The 18,350-nt window shown below is 61.3% G+C and carries 20 protein-coding genes; 12 read left to right on the top strand and 8 right to left on the bottom strand.

Annotation, left to right across the window (positions count from 1 at the left end; genetic code table 11):
* Positions 1-157 precede the first annotated feature (157 nt).
* From N688_RS10440 to N688_RS10425, 5 genes are all read right to left on the bottom strand, one after another.
* Complete coding sequence (locus N688_RS10440; RefSeq protein ID WP_052889222.1) at positions 158-1,087, bottom strand: carbohydrate ABC transporter permease; 930 nt, start codon at positions 1,085-1,087, stop codon at positions 158-160.
* On the bottom strand, positions 1,087-2,079 hold the full coding sequence (locus tag N688_RS10435; RefSeq protein ID WP_202901892.1) for a carbohydrate ABC transporter permease: 993 nt from the start codon (positions 2,077-2,079) through the stop codon (positions 1,087-1,089). The genes N688_RS10440 and N688_RS10435 overlap by 1 nt, the downstream gene beginning before the upstream one ends.
* A 161-nt stretch (positions 2,080-2,240) precedes the next feature.
* Positions 2,241-2,369, bottom strand: a complete 129-nt coding sequence (locus N688_RS23785; RefSeq protein WP_272945037.1) for a hypothetical protein — start codon at positions 2,367-2,369, stop codon at positions 2,241-2,243.
* A complete protein-coding gene (locus N688_RS10430; protein WP_156025378.1) occupies positions 2,366-2,710 on the bottom strand; it encodes a hypothetical protein in 345 nt (114 codons plus the stop codon). Before N688_RS10430 ends, N688_RS23785 begins: the two co-directional genes overlap by 4 nt.
* A gap of 112 nt (positions 2,711-2,822) precedes the next feature.
* A complete protein-coding gene (locus N688_RS10425) occupies positions 2,823-3,662 on the bottom strand; it encodes a hypothetical protein (RefSeq protein WP_052889220.1) in 840 nt (279 codons plus the stop codon).
* A 557-nt stretch (positions 3,663-4,219) separates the two neighbouring features.
* Between N688_RS10425 and N688_RS22785 the strand changes: the two genes are divergently transcribed.
* The 9 genes from N688_RS22785 to N688_RS10385 all read left to right on the top strand — a co-directional run bounded on the left by N688_RS22785 (position 4,220) and on the right by N688_RS10385 (position 10,031).
* The gene (locus N688_RS22785) at positions 4,220-4,549 is read left to right on the top strand and encodes a hypothetical protein (RefSeq protein ID WP_156025377.1); all 330 of its coding nucleotides are present in this window, start codon (positions 4,220-4,222) and stop codon (positions 4,547-4,549) included.
* Between the two features lie 28 nt (positions 4,550-4,577).
* Entirely contained in the window at positions 4,578-5,255 is a 678-nt protein-coding gene (locus N688_RS10420) for a hypothetical protein (RefSeq protein ID WP_052889219.1), read from the top strand.
* A 21-nt stretch (positions 5,256-5,276) separates the two neighbouring features.
* Positions 5,277-5,768 (top strand): hypothetical protein, encoded by a 492-nt coding sequence (locus N688_RS10415; RefSeq protein WP_156025376.1) that lies wholly within the window; start codon positions 5,277-5,279, stop codon positions 5,766-5,768.
* A gap of 123 nt (positions 5,769-5,891) precedes the next feature.
* Positions 5,892-6,608, top strand: a complete 717-nt coding sequence (locus N688_RS10410; RefSeq protein ID WP_052889217.1) for a hypothetical protein — start codon at positions 5,892-5,894, stop codon at positions 6,606-6,608.
* On the top strand, positions 6,601-7,140 hold the full coding sequence (locus N688_RS10405; RefSeq protein ID WP_052889216.1) for a hypothetical protein: 540 nt from the start codon (positions 6,601-6,603) through the stop codon (positions 7,138-7,140). Before N688_RS10410 ends, N688_RS10405 begins: the two co-directional genes overlap by 8 nt.
* Complete coding sequence (locus N688_RS10400; protein WP_156025375.1) at positions 7,137-7,436, top strand: hypothetical protein; 300 nt, start codon at positions 7,137-7,139, stop codon at positions 7,434-7,436. The genes N688_RS10405 and N688_RS10400 overlap by 4 nt, the downstream gene beginning before the upstream one ends.
* Before the next feature lie 119 nt (positions 7,437-7,555).
* Complete coding sequence (locus N688_RS10395) at positions 7,556-7,798, top strand: hypothetical protein (RefSeq protein WP_052889214.1); 243 nt, start codon at positions 7,556-7,558, stop codon at positions 7,796-7,798.
* Complete coding sequence (locus N688_RS10390; RefSeq protein ID WP_052889213.1) at positions 7,782-8,687, top strand: sigma-70 family RNA polymerase sigma factor; 906 nt, start codon at positions 7,782-7,784, stop codon at positions 8,685-8,687. The genes N688_RS10395 and N688_RS10390 overlap by 17 nt, the downstream gene beginning before the upstream one ends.
* Positions 8,688-8,822: 135 nt before the next feature.
* Entirely contained in the window at positions 8,823-10,031 is a 1,209-nt protein-coding gene (locus tag N688_RS10385) for an RNA-guided endonuclease InsQ/TnpB family protein (protein ID WP_052889212.1), read from the top strand.
* On the opposite strand, the gene N688_RS10380 is transcribed toward N688_RS10385, so the two are convergent.
* Positions 9,978-11,216 (bottom strand): ABC transporter substrate-binding protein, encoded by a 1,239-nt coding sequence (locus N688_RS10380; protein WP_052889211.1) that lies wholly within the window; start codon positions 11,214-11,216, stop codon positions 9,978-9,980. The two genes, N688_RS10385 and N688_RS10380, sit on opposite strands and share 54 nt — an antisense overlap.
* A gap of 535 nt (positions 11,217-11,751) precedes the next feature.
* Between N688_RS10380 and N688_RS10375 the strand changes: the two genes are divergently transcribed.
* Entirely contained in the window at positions 11,752-12,906 is a 1,155-nt protein-coding gene (locus N688_RS10375; protein WP_052889210.1) for a LacI family DNA-binding transcriptional regulator, read from the top strand.
* A gap of 270 nt (positions 12,907-13,176) precedes the next feature.
* A complete protein-coding gene (locus tag N688_RS10370; RefSeq protein WP_156025374.1) occupies positions 13,177-15,579 on the top strand; it encodes a beta-galactosidase in 2,403 nt (800 codons plus the stop codon).
* A gap of 145 nt (positions 15,580-15,724) precedes the next feature.
* On the opposite strand, the gene N688_RS10365 is transcribed toward N688_RS10370, so the two are convergent.
* Complete coding sequence (locus N688_RS10365; protein ID WP_052889208.1) at positions 15,725-16,099, bottom strand: DoxX family protein; 375 nt, start codon at positions 16,097-16,099, stop codon at positions 15,725-15,727.
* A gap of 240 nt (positions 16,100-16,339) precedes the next feature.
* On the opposite strand from N688_RS10365, the gene N688_RS10360 reads away from it, so the two are divergent.
* On the top strand, positions 16,340-16,984 hold the full coding sequence (locus N688_RS10360; RefSeq protein ID WP_052889207.1) for a TetR/AcrR family transcriptional regulator: 645 nt from the start codon (positions 16,340-16,342) through the stop codon (positions 16,982-16,984).
* A gap of 102 nt (positions 16,985-17,086) precedes the next feature.
* Here N688_RS10360 and N688_RS10355 read toward each other — a convergent pair whose 3' ends face one another.
* A complete protein-coding gene (locus N688_RS10355) occupies positions 17,087-18,346 on the bottom strand; it encodes a glycoside hydrolase family 18 protein (protein WP_052889206.1) in 1,260 nt (419 codons plus the stop codon).
* Between the last annotated feature and the right edge of the window lie 4 nt (positions 18,347-18,350).

Below are 18,350 nucleotides of genomic sequence, written 5' to 3'. Positions count from 1 at the left end.
GGCATCCTACCCTGTCTGCTGGCCAGCGCGCGTGAGGCCCTGGGGGGCACACATCTTGCGACGCCTGGGCCAGCAGCCTCAACGCAACAGAACCTACCAGACTGGCAGAGACTGGCAGAGACTGGCAGCGCCTGACAAGGAATGGGGGAGCACATGCTTAAGATCGCAGGCTCCCAAAGGTCAGGCCGCCCTGCCAATAGCGCTGCAAGAAGAGAAAGCCGATGATCAGCGGAAACACCGAGATCAGCGAGCCAGTGATCACCAGTGTATAGAGAATGCGCGACCCACTGAACGCCTGGGATAGCTGATTCCAATTGGCCAGACCAACGGTCAGCGGATAGTACGCCGGGTTGTTGGTTACCACCAGGGGCAGGAAAAAGTTATTCCAGGTCCCCACGAAGGTCAGCAGCAGCACCGTCACAAAGCCAGGAGCCAGCAAGCGCAGGGCAATCCTCCAGAAAATGCGCCACTCGCTGGCTCCATCAACACGCGCCGCATCCAGCAAATCATCAGGAAGCGCCTGCTCAGCGTAGACGCGCATCAGATAGACCCCAAAAGGGGTCACCAACGACGGCAGGATAATGGCCAGCGGTGTATTGACCAGGCCGACCTTGCTCAGCAGCAGATAGGTAGGGATAGCCAGGGCCGTATTGGGAACCATGATCGTGCCCAGGATAATGGCGAAGACCAGCTCTCGCCCGGGGAAAGGGAGCTTGGCGAAAGCATAGCCGGCCAACGTTGCAATCAGCGAGGCCCCCAGGGCACTGACCACCGCATAGTAAGCCGAGTTAGTCAGCCAGGTGACAAAGATACCATCATCGTAGGTAAAGACATCGTGCAGGTTCTGCAGCAGGTGGAAATCCGGTGCGAACCACAGCCCAAAGGTTGAGAACAGCTCATCATTGGTCTTCGTCGCCGAAACCACCAGCCAGAAGAGCGGAATCACAAAGTAGATCAGCACCAGCACCAGGAAGAGCAGAACCAGACCGCGCAGCGTCCAGCCGCTGCGTCGACCCACTGCCCGGGCCGGGGTCTGCCGTGTCGCAGTGACAGAGCCGCCAGCCGGAAGCGATCCAATACGAGCCATCAGCGTTGCCCCCTGCGATAGGTCACAAGCATGAAGACGTAGGAGAAGACAAAGACCACGGCGCCGAGCACGAAGGAGACCGCGGCGGCGTAGTTGTACTGCTCGTTCGTGAAAGCCAGGTTATAGGCGTAGAGGTTTGGCGTATAGTGATCCTGGATCAGATTGGGAACGATGGCCGTCATAATCTGCGGCTCATTAAAGAGCTGCAGCGTCCCAATGATCGAGAAGACCACCGTCAGCACAAGGGCCGGGGCAATCAGCGGGATCTTAATGCGCCGGGCAATCTCCCAGCCGCTGGCCCCGTCGACGCGCGCCGCATCGTACAGCTCCGGCGGGATGGCCTGCAGGGCGGCATAAAGGATGACCATATTGTAGCCAGTCCACTGCCAGGTCAAAATGTTGGCAATCGACGGCAACAGACCAGCAGCGCTCAAGAAAGGAGGTGGTGGCCAGTGGAGCAGCTCCGCCAGTTGAGCGAACGGCCCGATATGGGCACTATACAGATAGCCCCAGAGGAGGGCGCCGATCACACTGGGAATCGCATAAGGGAGAAAGTAGCCCAGACGGAAGATCGTCTTGAGGCGCACAATCTGGCTATCGAGCAGCAGGGCCAGTAGCAAGGACAGGCCGAGCATCAGAGGTACCTGCGTGAACAGGAGCAAGAGCACGTTGCGCACCCCCTCCCAGAAATTGCCGTCGTGCAGGACCTCCTGATAATTCTGCCACCCGACAAAGGTGATCCCTCCGATCAAGCGCTCCACAAAGAAGCTCGTCCAAAAGGCGTACAGTAACGGCACCAGGAGGAAGAAGGAGAAGAGCAACAAGAACGGAAGCAGGAAGAGGTAAGGGATTACCACCCGCCGGCTCCAGCCTCGCCAGAACCGCAAAGCGCTGGGGAGATGGCTAGAAGGAGCTGCCAGATCCTGGATCTCGATAGCTTGCTGCCTTAGTTCAGCCTGACTATGCTTGGCCATATCTTGTGACGGTATCATCGTACAAGCCCCTCATTCAGGCGCGGAAAGCACAAGAGAGGACGCAGACTCAAGCGAAACGAAATTGTGGACCAGGGATAGCGCCGGGAAGAGCGACCAACTCGCCAGAGTGACTGGCCGACATCTGGTCCCTGGTCCCGGCGCCTTCCTGACGCGCCTGCTCACGAGACGACCGTAAAGCCCTGTGAACGCGCGTAGGTCACCACCGCATTCTGTGTATTGTGCATGGCCTGCTCGAACGAGATCTTACCGCTCGCCGCCGACGCCAGCTGATTCTGTAGCGCCGTCACATACAGCTGCTTATTGCCGGCGTAGTAGTCGGCTGGCATCTCTCCTCGTGCGCGTCATTGCCAGACGCATAGACATCGTGCAGGACCATCGTCAGAGGAAAATCCTGCAAATTGAGGCCGCTGCGATTGGCGAACTTCAGCGCGTATGGATAGGTCGGATCGTTGATGCTGCTCAGATGCCATTCGCCGACCATATGACATGGTCCCTGAGTTTCCACACTATCGTTGAGTGTACGTGACCAGCCGCCATCAGGAGCGGGCATATGCTTCCTTACATCAACGTTGGGTGCTCTCTCTGACTGATAGGCAATATGGCGCGCCCCCAGAACCACAGCCAGCACCGCCTGCTTTAGGCGCCTAGGCAGCTGCTCTACCAGTGTCGCCAAGCCTGGCTTTTTCTGAGTGCCTGCAGGGGTTACGTTCTCAGATCTCTCTATCCCGAAAGGCCCTCCCTTACTGCTCCCCTGGACTTTTTCCCTTCTCATTAGCTTGCTTCTGTTCAATACATTGCTGGAATTCCTGGATCAGCCGTGACGGGTTGGGCTCCCAAAGGTCAAGCTCAAAGGCGTCAGGCGCCAGGTCACGTCGGGGGGCAAAGTACAGGTGTTTGATCAGCAGCCAGCCTTCTCGGCTCCACGGGAATGTGTACAGCCGTCGGAGTCTAACCTGCGGATATTGGTCACACCAGAACTGCACCAAGCTGTAGAGCAGTTGACGGAGGTGAATGCGAGCCTGGGGACGGACTACAGTTGAAAGTACAAATGCGTCATACTCGCCTGGCTCATAGGTCAGGATAGCTTCAGGGGGGATATCCTGCTCCTGGATTTCTCGCCGCAATAGTTTCAAGATGGTGTCCATCTCTAGGGGCATGATGGTAATAGCCCCGAGGACGTTCCTGCGGTCCTGCGCGTCGAATAAGATCCTGCACATGTATGGGTTTTTCTGCCACCACCGGTATGTGATCTTGGGATCAACTGTTCCTTCCGGGCCATACATCTCGAAATCAAGGGCTAGTACGTAGGGAAGATCTCCCTCTCTGATCCAGTCGGTGGCAACGGTAATGGGAGGCTGCTGTTCCTCACCCTTTGTCTTCGTCTTGCCTTTGGTTTGAGAGGAAGAGAGTTTCTCAATATCCGAGCGCAGATATAGTGCGCCTCTGTTTTTCCCTGGGGGCAGTTGCTGTCGGACACGCTCCTTGTATCGGAAAAAGGACCTCCCTGACAGACCGGTTACCTCGACAAAAAGGGGGACGGCCTCTTTCGCCTCCAACCATTGCTTTTCTTGCTTACTCATAGATTTCCTTATCTGGTTTTGTCAGGAGCTTTGTCAGTAATTATAGCACAGAGGTGGCTCAAGGCAAGCAGGCTAAGTGCGTCAGTCAATTGTCTTGTGTTATTGACAATGTCACTTTTAGCTGCTATAATTACTGACAGATGCGTCGTTTGTCGCTAGATATATTGTTGTTGGTGAAATTTGGAGGCCATTTTGTCACTTTACGGAAAAGGTGTCAGTGACATGGCACGGTTGTTGGCAGAAGTACTTTGACAACTATATGCAGCTTGGGGGTGTTCTGCAGGGGAGCCAAGCACCTGGGCGACATGTGGTAAGGAGAGGAAGCAAGGCCGGCGAGCTGGAGGTGACTGTTCTACGGTTGAGAAGGGGCTGGCTCGCTCGGAGGTGCGCGGCATCTTCCCTGTATATGCCTCTGCCTCGTGGGGACAGTAGTTCCTGGGGGTCTGCCTCTCTCCTGGGAGAGCATGCCACACAGCAGTGGTTGCCCGGCCCTTTCTGCCTCTTTTGTCTGTCTCTTCAGTTTACATCGGTGTCTTGTTCTCTCCAAGGAGGTCCTCATGTCTGCCTTCCCGTCGTTCCCTCCTGTCGTTCCCTCTCGATTGCGTCGGCGACGCAATCGGAGAGCTGCGCGTACACCCTGGGCAGTGCCCTATGCACATCTGGTGGCGCAGGCGCGTCGTCTGTTCTGTGGGCATACGGTGCTGGTTCCCTCTCCTGTCGGCCTTCATCCTGACGGGACCCCGGCCTTCCGTTGGGGTCGGGGAGTCGTGACTTCCGTCGCTGACGACGGAAGTGTCTGCGTGGTGTTCTTCGAGTCGGGCAGGAGCCACAAACAGTGTTTTGGCGTCTCCTTTGCCCTGCAGCAGTTTCGGGTGCTCTCTTCCTAGCCCCCTATTCTGATCAAGGAGGTGTTCTATGTCCCCTCTGTCTTCTCTCTCGTGGCGGGTTCGCTGGCGTGGACGGGTATGGTATCCCAATGAGCTGGAGGAACTCCTGCGGCTGTGTGGACGTGACCCTGCAATCCTGCAGGAACCCGCAGCGGTCGTCATTGATCCTGACTTGGAGGACGAGGTCGTTTGCGACACGTTTCAGAACATTCTCTTGACAATTGCCACTGCCCTGGGGACTAAAGATGCTCTGCTCTTCTTCCATCCCCAGAATACCGAGGAAGACTGGTACCTCGCGGGACGACTTCACTATGACCTTGGGGGAGAGCATGGGCCGCATGCGCTGCTGCTGGCTCAGCAGCGCGCCCGGACGCTGGTGGGTCAGCAGCCGGAGCGAGAGAAGCTGATCACTGCTTTCCTGACTGGGTTCGTGCGACGTTTTCTGGAGGACCAATGTCTCCCTCCCCAATACTGTCCCTTGCTGGTCCCTCAGGGGGTGTTCCTGGAGGTGGTGCCTGTGCGCTCGGAGGGGACTCCACCCACACGCATGGACCAGGAACCGACGGAAGCTTCCTCAGGTTCCACCGGCTGGTTGTTGCTGCAGCCTGGGAAACGCTCCCCCTATGTGGTATGTTTCCCTGCCCCAGCTCCTGGGTCCGTCCAGATTGACGAGCGTGGGTTGAACCGCCCCTATCCCTGGTGGTGAGAAATCAGGAGGTGAACGCGCATGGCTTCTGCCTCTGATGAGACAGGAAAACCGTGCTCCTCCCTCTCAATGGAGGAGGTGGAAGCAGTGGAACCGGAGGACCCCGAGGGGTCTTGCGCTTCCCTGACGATGCTCCTCGCACAGGTCAAGGCATTGTTGCGGCGTCCAGGTCGGCTCTACTGGATCGGGGCCTCTCCTGCCCTGCCAACCCTGTGGTTCTTCTGGCCCCCCTGGTTCGCCCCGGATGGGCGGGGCCGCTTCCTGAAAACCCGCCGGGCGTACCTGGAGGCCCTGCAGGAGGTGCTGTGTCGCATTGAGCGGCTGCGCCGGGTGCCTGATCCTGCCCGACAGGGCCGGGCTTTCTGGCTTGCTGAGCACCTGCGGGCGGAACTGCAGGAGCGGCTCACCTGGTATGAGATCCGTCCAGGACCAACCTGGCCGCCCTGGGATGTGCCTGTACGCTCCTCACGAGCAGGCCGCTCACGAGGTGCTGATCCTTCCAGTGCCCCATAGGCCCGTCTACGCCACGGCTCCTGTCCCTGCCACGTTCGGCAGGGCGGTTTTCTTCCCTCCGTCTGTCTGTGTTGCTCCTGTCGTGCTTTTGTTGTCGAACATGAGAGGAGGTTTTTTCTTGTCATGACCGCTCCATCCCCTTCCCAGTCTTTCCCCGCAGGCATTCCGCTGCGCGCCAGTCGCCAGCACCCTGCGGCAGCGGCGGCTCCTGCGACCGCGGACCGGGTCCCTCTGGCAGAGCCGGAGATGTCTGCGGATGGGTCTCCTGGCTCCGGTCACTCGCGCACGCTTCAGACGCCGCGCCGGGGACAGGTACGGGCTACTCTGAGTCTGGGGGCAGGGATGCTGCTGGCCCTGTGCTGGCTCGGGTGGCTTGGCCCCACCCTGGGGGCCTGGTGGAATCAGCAGCAGGCCCAGTATGTCTATGGCACCGCTCGGGTCAGTCAGCTTGATGTCGTGGTACGTGGCCAGGTCCATCACTTCCTGGGACAGGACTGGCATGGAACCATCCTGGTGGTGGAGATTACTGCCCCGGTGTCGGCCTCGGGTCCTGGCTCGGCTGTCGCTGGGGCGGGGGCAGTGCGCCTGTGTACCTTCCCCCAGGTGGTGCAGGAGGCTCCCGGTGATCCCCCGCGCGTGGTGACCCTGCAGGTGCAGCCATCCTCGGGATCGAGGCAGGTGCCTGTGATCCTGGTCCGGGTCGACGGCGTCCCCTTCCAGCTCGTGTGTCATCTGACGGCACGAGTTCCTGACGAGCCCGCCTCTGCAATGCAGGTCCCTGGCCCTGGTGCACGGCGGAGTGACCTTCCAGCAGGCTCCTCGGGGGTGGGCAATGGCTGAGTCTAGCCCCCTGGGGCCTTCCCCTGGTTGCGAGCCGCCCACTCCTGATGCTCCCTGGTCCCACTGGCTGGCCTGGCTCTCCTGGGCCAGCCACCAGGTCGGCGCCTACGAGGCCGCTCTCTCGCTGGCGGATCTGCATCGCCTGACCCGTGGACTGAGACAGCTCTGTCTACGGCTGGAGACGGAGACGGTGCACGCGCACGGCGGGTCCCCGCACATGTCTGCCGGCGCTGTGGAAGCGGCCTCCATCCACCGGCAGCATCTGCTCATGGACGCCTGCCAGCACTGTGATGAGACCCGCCTGCTGGTGGGCACCCTGGCCCGGCGGATCAGCAGCGAGGAGGCGGAGGGCCTGCCCTCCTGGCGCCGGCCAGGGGTCAGCAGCCCGGATCGCCTGCGCCAGCAGGTCCGGCAGCAGCTCCAGCTCCTGCAGGCTGCTCTAGGCCGCCTGGAGGCTAGCCGGAGTCCTAAAGCGATCAGCAAGACTGTCCTGTTTCCCTGCCCGACAGAGGGAGGAGGTGAGTACCAGTGATCCATGCCAGAATGGGCCGGTTCCCCGCAGGAACCTGGCTGCTCTACGCGCGTCCTGACGGGCTGAAGGCGGCGGCCATTGTCCAACAGTCAGAACAGCGGCCTGGTGAGGATTTCCAGGCGGCCCTGGTTCTGGATGGGCTGTCCGATCAGGAGGTCGAGGCCCTGATCCGCCTGCTCGGGCTGGCCCCCTTTCCCGAGTGGCTGCCAGCCAATCCCGCCAGGACTCGGGCCTTCTTCTCCGTCGACGAGGCGCGGGCTCCTTCTTGCCGGCCTGTCTCAGACGAGCAAGCCTGAACGCGCTGCTTGTGCCAATTCCCGGTCATTTCCCTGTTCACGCCTTCACGTTGTTCGTTTCCTCGTCTGCCTACAGATGTGGGTGGGGACCGCTCCCCACCCATCCAGGAGGAAAGGTCATGCAGTGGATGAAAGGACTGTTCCATCGAACAGCTACCCACCCAGAGCGTTCCCTGCGCCGGCTGGAACGCCAGATTGCCGCCTACCAGGCCCGTCAGATGCGCCTGGAGGCCACGATCCAGCAGTTGTGTGCACAACACCTTGCCCTCCAGCTTGCCTGGCGGCGGTGCCAGCAGCACCCAGCGGAGGCAGGCCAGGACGCTCGTGTCTCCCCAGGAGGTCGGCATGCCCCGCGCGACTAGCCACCTGTCTTCCGGGAGCAGGTCCCGCTCGCCTGCTCCCTCTCCCCATCTGACCCCCCGGCGCATGCGCGCCTACCGGACCGACCTGACCCCGGTCACCCTGTATCTGAACGATCTGTCCGTCTCCCCCCGGGACGGTGCGGGGAGCTCCGAGACAGGAACGGCTCCCCGTGCTCAGCAGACGCAGGCGATCATGGCTTTGGTAGAGAGAAACCTGCGCCTGGTGGTCAGCGTGGCGCGGACCTATGCGCCACTGCTCCGAGAGCAGGCAGCCCTGGACCTGGCTGATCTGATCCAGGAGGGCAATCTGGGGCTGATTGAGGCAGCCAGGCACTATGACCCAGAGCGAGGGACCCAGTTCAGCACGTATGCCACCTGGTGGATCAGACAGGCGATCCTCCGGGCGATCCGGGCAGCGGATACCATCCGGTTGCCTGAGTATGTCCAGGTCCGTCTTCACACCTCAGCCCCAGGGGAGACAGAGAAGGACGCCCAGCCAGTTCTCCCCGGCTCACAGCCGGTGCCCCGGACGGTCTCCCTGGACACCCTGACACAGCAAGAGCGCTGGCAGATAGAGGAGCGGTGCGATCCCCGAGCGCCCGATCCCGCCGAGGCTGTCTGCAGTCCCGACGGGGCGGAGGAGCAACGACGCTGGCTGGCAGAGGCGCTGCGGCACCGGTTGACCCCCAGACAGCGCATCGTGATGGAAGCCCTGTTGGGTTGGGGGGACCACTGGCGTCCAGCCACCCTGGTAGAGATTGCTCGTGAGCTGGGCCTGCCCCCCAAGCGCGTCCGCCAGGTGCGCGAGGCCGCACTGGCCCGGCTGCGAACCGACTGGCAGGCTCACTGCCAGCGCCAGACACAAGCAGATCAGAAGAGGAAGGAGTGATCGATGAGGACCCAACCGGCTTCTTTTCCTGCCTTCCAGGAGAAAGTGTCTCTCTCTCCATCAGATGACCGGAAAGGAAAACGAGCGTGGAAACACGTCTTGTGAGAAGGAATACGAAGAGGAAGGAAGAGGCCGATGGCCCAGGTGCAGCGAACCATCCCGCTGCTGCTGCCAGCCGATGAGGACGTGCGTGAGACGCTGGCCGTCTTCCAGCGGGTGCAGCAGCAGCTCTCGGCCCCCTGCTTCAACGGGGGCAAGCCCCTCTCTGCCGTGGCCCTGCAGCGAGCTTGTTATCACGAGGTCAAGGGCCAGCTCAACGCGCAGATGACCTGCACCGCCATCCGGCTGGTGGCTGCCGCTTACCAGAGCGCCCAGAGCAACCGCCGCCCGCCACAGCGCCCCTTCCAGTTCCGGCACAGACGGGCGTTGTTCCTCATCGGCCCGCGGGGACGGGATGCCCGTCTGTGCCCCGATGGCACCCTCTCCATCTGGACGGTCGCCGGGCGTAAGCGCCTGCCCTACCAGGTGCCGGAGGCTTCTCAGCCGCGGCTGGCGCAGGCGAAGACGATAGACAGCCTCACGGTGCTGGAGCGCAATGGGCGGCTGCTGGGGCGACTGACCATCACGCTGGAGGTGCCAGACCCGCAGCCCCTCCCACCCTCGGATGAGGCAGCAGGAGCGAGCCGGGTCGTGGGGATCGATCTGAATGAGACGAATGCGGTGGTGGCGGTAGATGGACAGGAGCGGGTGCTCTTCGTGAGTGGGAAGGCGGTGAAGGTGCGCAATCGGCGCACGGCGAAGACACGGGCGAGACTGCAGCGGAAGCTGGCGGCCCATAAGGCACAGCACCGGGACACGCGCAGTGTCCGGCGGGTGCTGAAACGGCTTGGCCGCCGGCAACGGCACCGCACCCAGACCTTTGCCCAGACCATAGCAAAGCGCCTGGTGGAGTGGGCACCACCACAGGCGGTGCTGGTCTTCGAACAGCTCCAGGTGCCGCCGCCCCAGAAAGAGCAGGTCCGGGGGCGAGCGCTGCGGCGGCGGCTCGCGCTGTGGCAGCGGGGACTCATCCGGCGCTGGACAGAGCACAAGGCCCGAGAGCAAGGATTGCAGGTGACAGAGGTGAACCCGGCCTATACCAGTCAGATCTGTTCTCGCTGTGGACAGCGGGGGAACCGGCGCCGACATGCCTTCACCTGCCCGCAGTGTGGCTGCCAGGAGCACGCAGATATCAACGCGGCCAGGAATATTCGTGATCGCTGTACTCAGTTACGGCTGAGTGGGCTGCCGTCAACCAGCCCTGAAGCCCGGGCCGACAAGGCTGCGGGCAAGCCACCGGCTTGATCCCGGGGCTGTTGACTGGAAAGAGGTATTGACCTCCTGAGCGGACTCTACAAAGATGCGGTTGACCTGCTGACCGCCGTAGAATGAGTTGGCCGTATCGAAGCTGGGGTCTTGCAGAGCGCTCTTCTGAGAAGGGAAGAGGTAGAGCTTCTGAGTCAGGACCTTGACGGCCTCGGGGTTCGTGTTGAGCCACTTGACGAACTCCGCGGCCTCGGCAGGATGCTGGCACTGCGTCGTCACCGCGTCGGTCGAGCCGCCCCAGTTGGCCGAGGCCTGCTCGCCAGCGGTCCACTGAGGCAGCGGCGCCACGCGCCACAGGCCGGCGGACTTTGGCGCAAAGCCCTCCAGATCGGACGGCGCCCAGGCGGCGGTGATCCAGGTAGCCAGCGTGCCATTCTGGAGCGCGGCGTACCAGTCGTTGTTCCAATCAGCGGCAGTGCTCACCGCCCCGCTCTTGACCAGGTTGCCCCAGTAGTTCGCCACCTTCAGCGCCGCGGCATCGTCCAGATGGATCTTAATCGTCGTCCCATTGACCACAAAGGGCTGGGAACCGGCCTGCCAGAGCAGCGAGAAGAACCAGGGGCCATCGCTGGGAGAGAAGTCAGTGATATAGATCTTGGGATTGGCCTTATGCAGCTGAATGGCTTCCTGGGCGTACTGGTCCCAGGTGGTGGGAACGGGGAGGTTATATTTCTTAAAGATATCCTCGCGGTAGAGCAGGCCCATCGGGCCAGTATCCTGGGGGATGGCATAGACCTTACCACCGCTGGAGACCTGGGCCCAGGTCCAGGGGACAAACTGATCTTTCACATCGTTAGCCCCGTACTGCGAAAGATCGACCAGCTTCCCACTAAGAATATACTGGGGAAGATAGGCGTACTCGATTTGCACCACATCGGGGGCGCCTGAACCCGCCTTCAGGGCCGTCGTCAGCTTGGTGTACTCCGTGCCGCCCGAACCGACGTTCTGCCACTTAATCTTGATGTTGGGGTGACTCTTCTCGAAGAGGTCGATCGCTTGCTGGAGGTTGGGCACCCAGGACCAAAAGGTGAGCGTCACCGGCCCAGAGCTGGCGGGCGTCCCACCACAGGCCACGAGATAGCTGCTGATGCTGAGCGCCAGGAGCAGCAGCAGGCCGGCCTTAGCCACCCCCCTGGCATGGCAAAATAGGAGACCGCGGTTCATCTCTCGTTTCCTCCTTGACTGCACTGTAGGAGCTGACGCCTGCTCAAGACACTGCAGACGCACTTAACCGAGTGACCGATTGACCCGGCGACGTTGGTTCATTGCTGCGTTCGCCCTCTCGGCGTTAACTCGGTCGTCCATCTCCCATCTCCCCATGTGCCTACCCAGTCGTCTCTTCATCCGCCTGTCCCATCTGCCCATTCGTTCGTCCGCCCGTCCGTTCATCCCTTCACGGATCGCGCCCTCCCTTCCAGCTGCTCACTGGTGCGGAGCACCGGCTTCCTGCCAGGCCGACCGCCCTGACCGCTTTCCTTGCCTGCCCAGACCGCCGCTCGCCGGACACTCAGCCTGCCAGTCCTCTACCTGGACTCCTGGGAGCCGACTGCTCTCCTGCTTCGGCAAGGGGGAAGTGGAACGGTCCACACGCGAAAAGTATAGAAGATGGACCGGTCCATGTCAAGGGAGAATAGCTGTTACTTGACATGGACCGGTCCATCTTCTATACTCTAAGCGAAGGGATGAGGATACGCTTTCGATGAAGGAATCTCGCTTTCAGCAGCAGTCGCAAGAACGGCCTGCGGTGGCCAGGAAGGGGCATATGGTCACGATTTACGACATTGCGCGGGCGGCGGGGGTTGCCAAAAGCACCGTTGCCAATGTGCTGAGTGGCAAAGGCAAAGTCAGCGAAGCCACGCGCCAGCGTGTGCTCTACTATGCCCGCGAGCTAGGGTATCGGCCCAATCTGTTGGCGCGCAATCTCTCACAGCACCGAACCTTTACTGTGGCCCTGATCCTGCCCACCGTTGCCAACCCCTTCTATCCCGAGATTATGGAGGCCATTGAGAACATTCTCCGCCAGCGGGACTACCAGACCCTCTTCTGCAACACGCACGGAGATTTTGCCCTGGGGAGGCAGCAGATGGAGCGGCTGATGAGCCGCTGGGTTGATGGCTACATCATCATGGGGTCGAGCATGGACATTGCCGACATCACGCACTATTTCCGTCAGGGGGTGCCCATTGTGCTCTGCGACTGGCAAGAAAATGAGTCGCCGTCGGACATCCCCCAGGTGACGGTAGATTTCTTCCAGGCGGGACAGCTGGCTGCCGAACATTTGCTGGCGCTGGGGCACCGGCGCATTGCTGTCATTGTCGACGAACCTCAGCAGCATCTGCGGTTAGAAGGTTTCCGTACGACATTGCAGCAGGCTGGACTGGAGCTACCCCCGGACCGTATTGCCCTGGGTGACTCCTCGCTGGAAAGCGGCTATGCAGCGGCGCGCCAGTTGCTGAGTGCCGGGCAGGAGCTGGCGCCGCCAACGGCGATCTTTGCGACCAACGATTGGATGGCCCTCGGGGCGATGGAGCTGGTTCTTGACCGCGGGCTGCGTGTCCCCGAGGATGTCTCGATCGTCGGCCTCGACGATATTGTGGTCTCTGCCCATCTGCGTCCGCCCCTGACAACCATTGCCATTCCCAAGACGCGCCTGGCTCAGGAGGCGACGGAGCTGCTGCTGACCCAGATTGAGGCAGCCAGCCAGGAGCAGGGACGCGAGCCGCTGCCTGCTGATGGGCGTAGTGATGGCACGGCCCAGGGCCAGGGAGTGACGGCCCCGCTGCGTCTGGTCCCGCCTTCCCTGGTGATACGCCAGTCCACTGCGGCCCCCGCTTCGTCTTGGTCGCGATCCTGACCCTGACCGGGCGTCCTGACCGGCACTCTGTCCGCGTCCAACCAACCTATCGTCACGTTGGCCAACTCCGCTCAGACCTCTGGCGCCTCTACCCATGCCTGTGGTCGCTGTCCTGGTGCTGGCTGTCTCTCGGACAACGATAGTTCCTGACAACAGTTCAACCTGATAAAAAGGCGCCCTTGTTCCTGCGCTGATAGCGCCAGGGTCTGAGCGATCGGCGAAGTCGAGCAAGCGATTCTGTAAGAGAGAAGAGCAGGAGGAAGAAGCCCATTGTCCGCCACATCGTTGCAGCCACATCTACCTGCTGATGATCGTTCCTACTATCGACTCGATCTGCGCGCTGCGGAGGAGGCGGAGGGGGGGCTGCCGGAGCCGCGGCTCCTGGCGCGCTCGCCGCAGGGGGAGACGCTGGCGCTGACGCCGAGCTATTTGCTCCGCAACGGGCAGCCTTGGATTCCCATCATGGGCGAGTTCCATCCCTCGCGCTATCCGCGCCGCTACTGGCGTGAAGCGCTGCAGAAGATGCGTGCCGGTGGCCTGACGCTGGTCTCAATCTATGTCTTCTGGATTCACGTTGAGGAAGAAGAGGGCCGCTTTGATTGGTCGGAGAATCGCGATCTGCGCGCCTTTGTGCAGCTCTGCGGAGAGATAGGGCTGGAGATCCTGCTGCGTGTGGGGCCATTTGTGCATGGCGAGTGCCGCAATGGTGGCTTGCCCGACTGGCTCTACGGGCGGGCGGTAGCCGTGCGCTCGAACGATGAGCGCTATTTATTCTATGTGCGTCGCTACTTTGCCGAGATTGCGCGTCAGGTGCGAGGCTTCTTTTTTCAGGACGGGGGACCGATTCTCGGCGTGCAGCTAGAGAACGAGTATATGCATGCTGGGGCACCCTGGGAGCTGACCTTTCGGCCCGGCAGCGAGTGGGTGCCGCGAGGCGACGACGGGCCGGCCCACCTGGAGCGCCTGCGGGTATTAGCCAACGAGGTTGGTCTGGTGGCGCCACTCTACACCTGCACGGCCTGGGGAGGGGCTGCCGTGCCTGCGGAGGGCTTTTTGCCCATGCATGCCGCCTATCCCTTTACCCCTTGGGAGCCTGATCCCGCCTTTGAACCCTCGCCCAGCCGCGAATTTCTCTTTCGCTCGCCCCAGCAGCCTGAAAACGAGTGGTGGCAAGCCGGGGCTTTCCGCTATCCTGTCGATCGCTATCCGTATGTCTACTGCGAGCTGGGGTCCGGCATCCAGATGACCTATCTCCATCGTCCCCAGGTGCCGCCTGAGTGCACGCAGGCCCTGGCCGTGGTGGCTCTGGGCAGCGGCTGCAACTGGCTGGGTTATTACATGTACCACGGTGGCTCGAATCCGGTCGGTCGCCACGGCTTCTTCAACGAGTTTACGGTGCCACGTCTCTCTTATGATTTCCAGGCCCCTCTGGGGGAGTATGGCCAGCTCCATCCTTCCTATCATCATCTGCGTCTATTGCACCTCTTCCTGGAAGAGTTCGGCAGCCAGCTGGCTCCGCTGCCGGTGGTGCTACCTCCGGGGGCCGCTGCCGTGAAGCCGCAGATGACTGGGGTACTGCGCTATGCGGCGCGTGCTCAACAGGGTCAGGGCTTTCTCTTTGTCAATACCTATCAGGATCATGCCGGGGGCCAGGATCTGGAAGGGATCAGCCTGGAGCTGCTGCTGCCAGAGGGAAGGCTGCGCGTGCCGCGCGCGGGCGGTCTGACGCTGCGTCGTGGCCTGAGCGCAATCTTGCCTGTCGGGCTGGAGCTTGGTTCTGGCTTGCGCCTGCGCTATGCGACGGCCCAGCCGCTGACGGTCCTGCGCACCGCTGGACGGACAAGGATGGTCTTTTTTGCTCCCGAGGGACTCCAAACCGAGTTTGCTCTGGCGCGCGAGGGGTGCCGCACTTTGACGCTCCAGGGCGGCAGGATAGTGGAAGAGCAAGAGACGCTCTACGCCTGGCCGGAGCCGGGTCTGGGAACGCATTTGGAGATGACCAGCATGGCCGGTGAGACTGTGGAATTGCTCGTCTTGTCTCAAGAGCAGGCCCTGCGCTGCTGGAAGGTGCCGCTGGCCGGCGATGAGTACCTGCTGCTTACTGGGAGCAAAGACGCTGCCTGGGTAGATGCTGATGAGGAGGGACTGAGAATCTGCTGGCAGGGCGAGCCACAGCTTGAGGTGCTGAGCTATCCGCCTCTGCCCGCCTCGATGGTGATCTCTGGCTCTCTGGAAGAAAGCGGCCAGCAAGGCTTGTTCTGGCGCTATCGTCTTCAGTGTGCTCCCTGGGCGGCGCGCTGGTCGCTGGAGCAGCCCGAGCCGCAGGTGGTGCGCCTGCGGCTGGCAGCGGAGGCCCTGGAAGGAGTGCACGATCTCTTTCTGCAGGTGGATTGTGTGGCCGATGTAGGACAGGCTTTCCTCGATGGGCAGCTGGTAGCCGATTACTTCGGCTCTGATCAGCCGTGGGTGATCGGGCTGAAGCGCTTTCTGCAGCCTGGGCAGGAACTGGAGCTGATCCTGCGTTTTACTCCTTTACGGGCTGATGCACCGGTGCTGCGCTACTTCTCCAGGGAGCGGCTGCCAGCGCCTGCCAGCGATGGTACCTTGCCGGTGACGCTGCGGGCCATCCGCCTGGTGCCAGAGTATAGCGTCCAGCTCGAGCAACATTGCTGAGAGGCTCTGGCCCAGCGCCGGTTTCTTCCCTCTGCCCGACCGCTTGGCATTACTTCCTTGCCTGGAAGGAGCCTCATCGCTCTTGAGTTGAGGAGGCTCCTTCTTGCTCATTACGCTATCCCCACAAAGAGGACCGGCAGCGTTTTTAGAAATGAGCACTTGGCAGTCGCCCGATAGCGACAACTAGCGCCAGCAGAAGCAAGATCAAGTTGAGGCCAATCTCGCGATATTCGCCTTGCCTGGCGTGGAAAATGGCGGCAAAGATCATGATGAGGGCCAGACCACTGGCAGCGGCCACCGTCAGCCCGGGGAGAATGCCGGTAGCCAGCGGGAGGACAAGCCCTATGGCCCCCAGAAGCTCGCAGATACCGATAAAGCGCACCAGCATTGGTGGCACCCTGCCTACCCAGGCCATGCTCTGCTTGAGTTGCTCTAGTGGGCGAACACTCTTCATGACTCCCGCCGCCAGAAAGGAGAGGGCTAGCAGACTCTGCACGATCCAGAGAAGCCAGTTGCTCAATGTTCTCCCTCCTTGTCTTAAACAACAGCTATCTTGAAAGCATCGGCTATTGCCTAAGCAATAGATGTTGCTTATCATACTACTGTGCTCTGGAACTGCAGGGCAAGAGACAATCTAGCCTCTCTGTTGTCTAGGCAACAGGAGGCTGCCCTCTGTTGGCAAAGTCGTGATCACAGCGACTTGGGGCAGTTGGGCGCCGAGCGTCGAGTTAGTCCACATAGGAGGCTGTGAGGAACAGTTATGAGCACAGCGGAAGGGCAGCCCTTGGGAGAATCAGCAGGTGGGCACGTTGATCCGCGCGTCCGCCGTACCCGGCGGTTGCTGCAGCAAGCGCTGCTAGAACTCTTGCAAGAGAAGAGCTTCGCCGATATCAGTATTCAGGATATAGCTGAGAGGGCAACTGTTAATCGTACTACATTTTACGCCCATTTTGGCGACAAATATGCCCTGGCTGATGCGGTGATCCACGAACGCTTTCTGGAGGCTGTTACCAGCAAGCTGCCAGCTACCCCAGGCTGGCAGCTGGAGAGTCTGCGCCTGCTCATCAGCGCTGTCTTTGAGTTCCTTGGCGGGTTGCATGAGTACTGCTCACCGGCGGGAGGGCAGTTTGATCCCCTGATGGAGCGGGCGGTCCAGCAAGAGCTAGCGCGCATCTTGCTTCAGTGGCTGCGACAAGCTCCAGCGAGTAGCTCAGCTCATCGATGGTCGTCGCGCCCGGTGCCTCTGGAGACATTGGCAGAGGTCATGAGCTGGGCCATCTTTGGCTGTGCCGCCCAGTGGAGCAAGCGTGAAGAGGGGAAACTGACGGCAGGGGAGATGAGTGAGCTGGTGCTGCGTATCCTGGTGGAGGGCACGCGTCGTCTGGTTCCTGGACTGGAAGAGTGAGGCTGGCCAGCCTGGCTTCCTGCTGTCTGCCGCAGATTACCAGGGACGGAAAGTATGCCCGGGCCAGAGCTTTACTGTCCAGCGACGGACGGGACGCCAGGTCTAGGCAGCGGCATTGGGAAGCACTGGCAGCAGCGCGCGCCAGAGCGTACCTGGCTCCCAGGTGGCCCGGTACCAGACGGCGATCTGCAAATATGCCTGAGCGCTGCTGAACTGCGGCGTCTGCTTCAGCAGGTCGCGAAACTCGCGAATGATCCGCAGCAGGTTCTCGGCGGTATGGTACCAGACGGCATGCCTGACCCCGCTGCTGTCCGTGTAGACCAGGTGGGCGGCGTAGGGGTCGTTCAGGTTGCTGGCCTCCTGGTCGATCTGGGCGGCGGGAATGCTCTTGACCAGGGCCACCGCATCGGCGTAGTTAACCCCTCCGTCAAAGATCCAGTGCCCGTCGGCGGCCTGATGCCAGCGCGCTCCATAAAGGGGAAACTCCCAGATGGTGCGAGGCAGCATCTGGGGCATGGTCTTGAGGGCATAGGCCAGGATCTGTTTCAGCCAGGGCACGCTCACTGTTGGCCCCGGGGTGAAATAGGACTGATCCAGGGACATGATGACGATAAAGTCGGCGCAGCGTCCGAGCAGCGACCAGTCCTCAAAGCCGTTCAGATTGTAGTAGTCGTCCTGGTCGGCCACCTTATGAATGAGGGCGATGCCGTAGGGCTTGTCGAGGGCCTGCATGGCTTTCCAGACCAGGCGGTTGTAGTCGGCGAAGAGCTGCTGGATCTGGGGATAGGTGCGGTCCGCTCCCTCCAGGTCCATAATGACCCCGTCGTAGCTGCCCTGCTTGACGACATTGACGATCGCCTGAATATAGGCCGGCTGCTTGATGGCTGCTTTGATGTAATCCGACTGCTGCTGCGCCGTCCAGCCGTTAGCGTCGGTCTCCATTGTGACCGTCAGGTAGGCTTTGCCTCCCTTGCTATGGATCAGGCGGACTACGCTCTCCATGCTGAGCGTGCCTGGCTGGCAGTTATTGCTCTCCCCGTCCATCAGCTGCCCCGTCAAGGGATTGACCCAGCCGCTGCCGACCAGGGCTGCATCGGGATTGATGTCGGCAGTCTGCAGATAGGCCTGGATGCCACGCTGGCAGTCGCGCCCAACAATCCAGCCGAGAGAGGCTAGCCGGCCATTGAGCAAGTGGAGCGTCTGCGGCGTTCCCTGTCCCTGTTGTTGGAGTGCCACATTGTTGCCAGACCACAGAAAGCCAAGGGGAGCGTGCGCACGCGCCGCACCCATCAAGAGGGCCAGCACAATGGCCAGGGCGATAAGCAAGAGGCCGGTCAGCACGCCGCGTCTGCTCTGCTGCATGAGA

It is taken from the genome of Thermogemmatispora carboxidivorans, assembly GCF_000702505.1.
Classification (GTDB): domain Bacteria; phylum Chloroflexota; class Ktedonobacteria; order Ktedonobacterales; family Ktedonobacteraceae; genus Thermogemmatispora; species Thermogemmatispora carboxidivorans.
This window is presented reverse-complemented; position numbering and strand designations above follow the sequence as displayed.

Bases quoted from the DNA above. Each gene is read 5' to 3' on its own strand.
- N688_RS10440 (WP_052889222.1), bottom strand. From the start codon at position 1,087: ATGGCTCGTATTGGATCGCTTCCGGCTGGCGGCTCTGTCACTGCGACA.
- N688_RS10435 (WP_202901892.1), bottom strand. From the start codon at position 2,079: ATGATACCGTCACAAGATATGGCCAAGCATAGTCAGGCTGAACTAAGG.
- N688_RS10425 (WP_052889220.1), bottom strand. From the start codon at position 3,662: ATGAGTAAGCAAGAAAAGCAATGGTTGGAGGCGAAAGAGGCCGTCCCC.
- N688_RS22785 (WP_156025377.1), top strand. From the start codon at position 4,220: ATGTCTGCCTTCCCGTCGTTCCCTCCTGTCGTTCCCTCTCGATTGCGT.
- N688_RS10420 (WP_052889219.1), top strand. From the start codon at position 4,578: ATGTCCCCTCTGTCTTCTCTCTCGTGGCGGGTTCGCTGGCGTGGACGG.
- N688_RS10415 (WP_156025376.1), top strand. From the start codon at position 5,277: ATGGCTTCTGCCTCTGATGAGACAGGAAAACCGTGCTCCTCCCTCTCA.
- N688_RS10410 (WP_052889217.1), top strand. From the start codon at position 5,892: ATGACCGCTCCATCCCCTTCCCAGTCTTTCCCCGCAGGCATTCCGCTG.
- N688_RS10405 (WP_052889216.1), top strand. From the start codon at position 6,601: ATGGCTGAGTCTAGCCCCCTGGGGCCTTCCCCTGGTTGCGAGCCGCCC.
- N688_RS10395 (WP_052889214.1), top strand. From the start codon at position 7,556: ATGCAGTGGATGAAAGGACTGTTCCATCGAACAGCTACCCACCCAGAG.
- N688_RS10390 (WP_052889213.1), top strand. From the start codon at position 7,782: ATGCCCCGCGCGACTAGCCACCTGTCTTCCGGGAGCAGGTCCCGCTCG.
- N688_RS10385 (WP_052889212.1), top strand. From the start codon at position 8,823: ATGGCCCAGGTGCAGCGAACCATCCCGCTGCTGCTGCCAGCCGATGAG.
- N688_RS10380 (WP_052889211.1), bottom strand. From the start codon at position 11,216: ATGAACCGCGGTCTCCTATTTTGCCATGCCAGGGGGGTGGCTAAGGCC.
- N688_RS10375 (WP_052889210.1), top strand. From the start codon at position 11,752: ATGAAGGAATCTCGCTTTCAGCAGCAGTCGCAAGAACGGCCTGCGGTG.
- N688_RS10360 (WP_052889207.1), top strand. From the start codon at position 16,340: ATGAGCACAGCGGAAGGGCAGCCCTTGGGAGAATCAGCAGGTGGGCAC.
- N688_RS10355 (WP_052889206.1), bottom strand. From the start codon at position 18,346: ATGCAGCAGAGCAGACGCGGCGTGCTGACCGGCCTCTTGCTTATCGCC.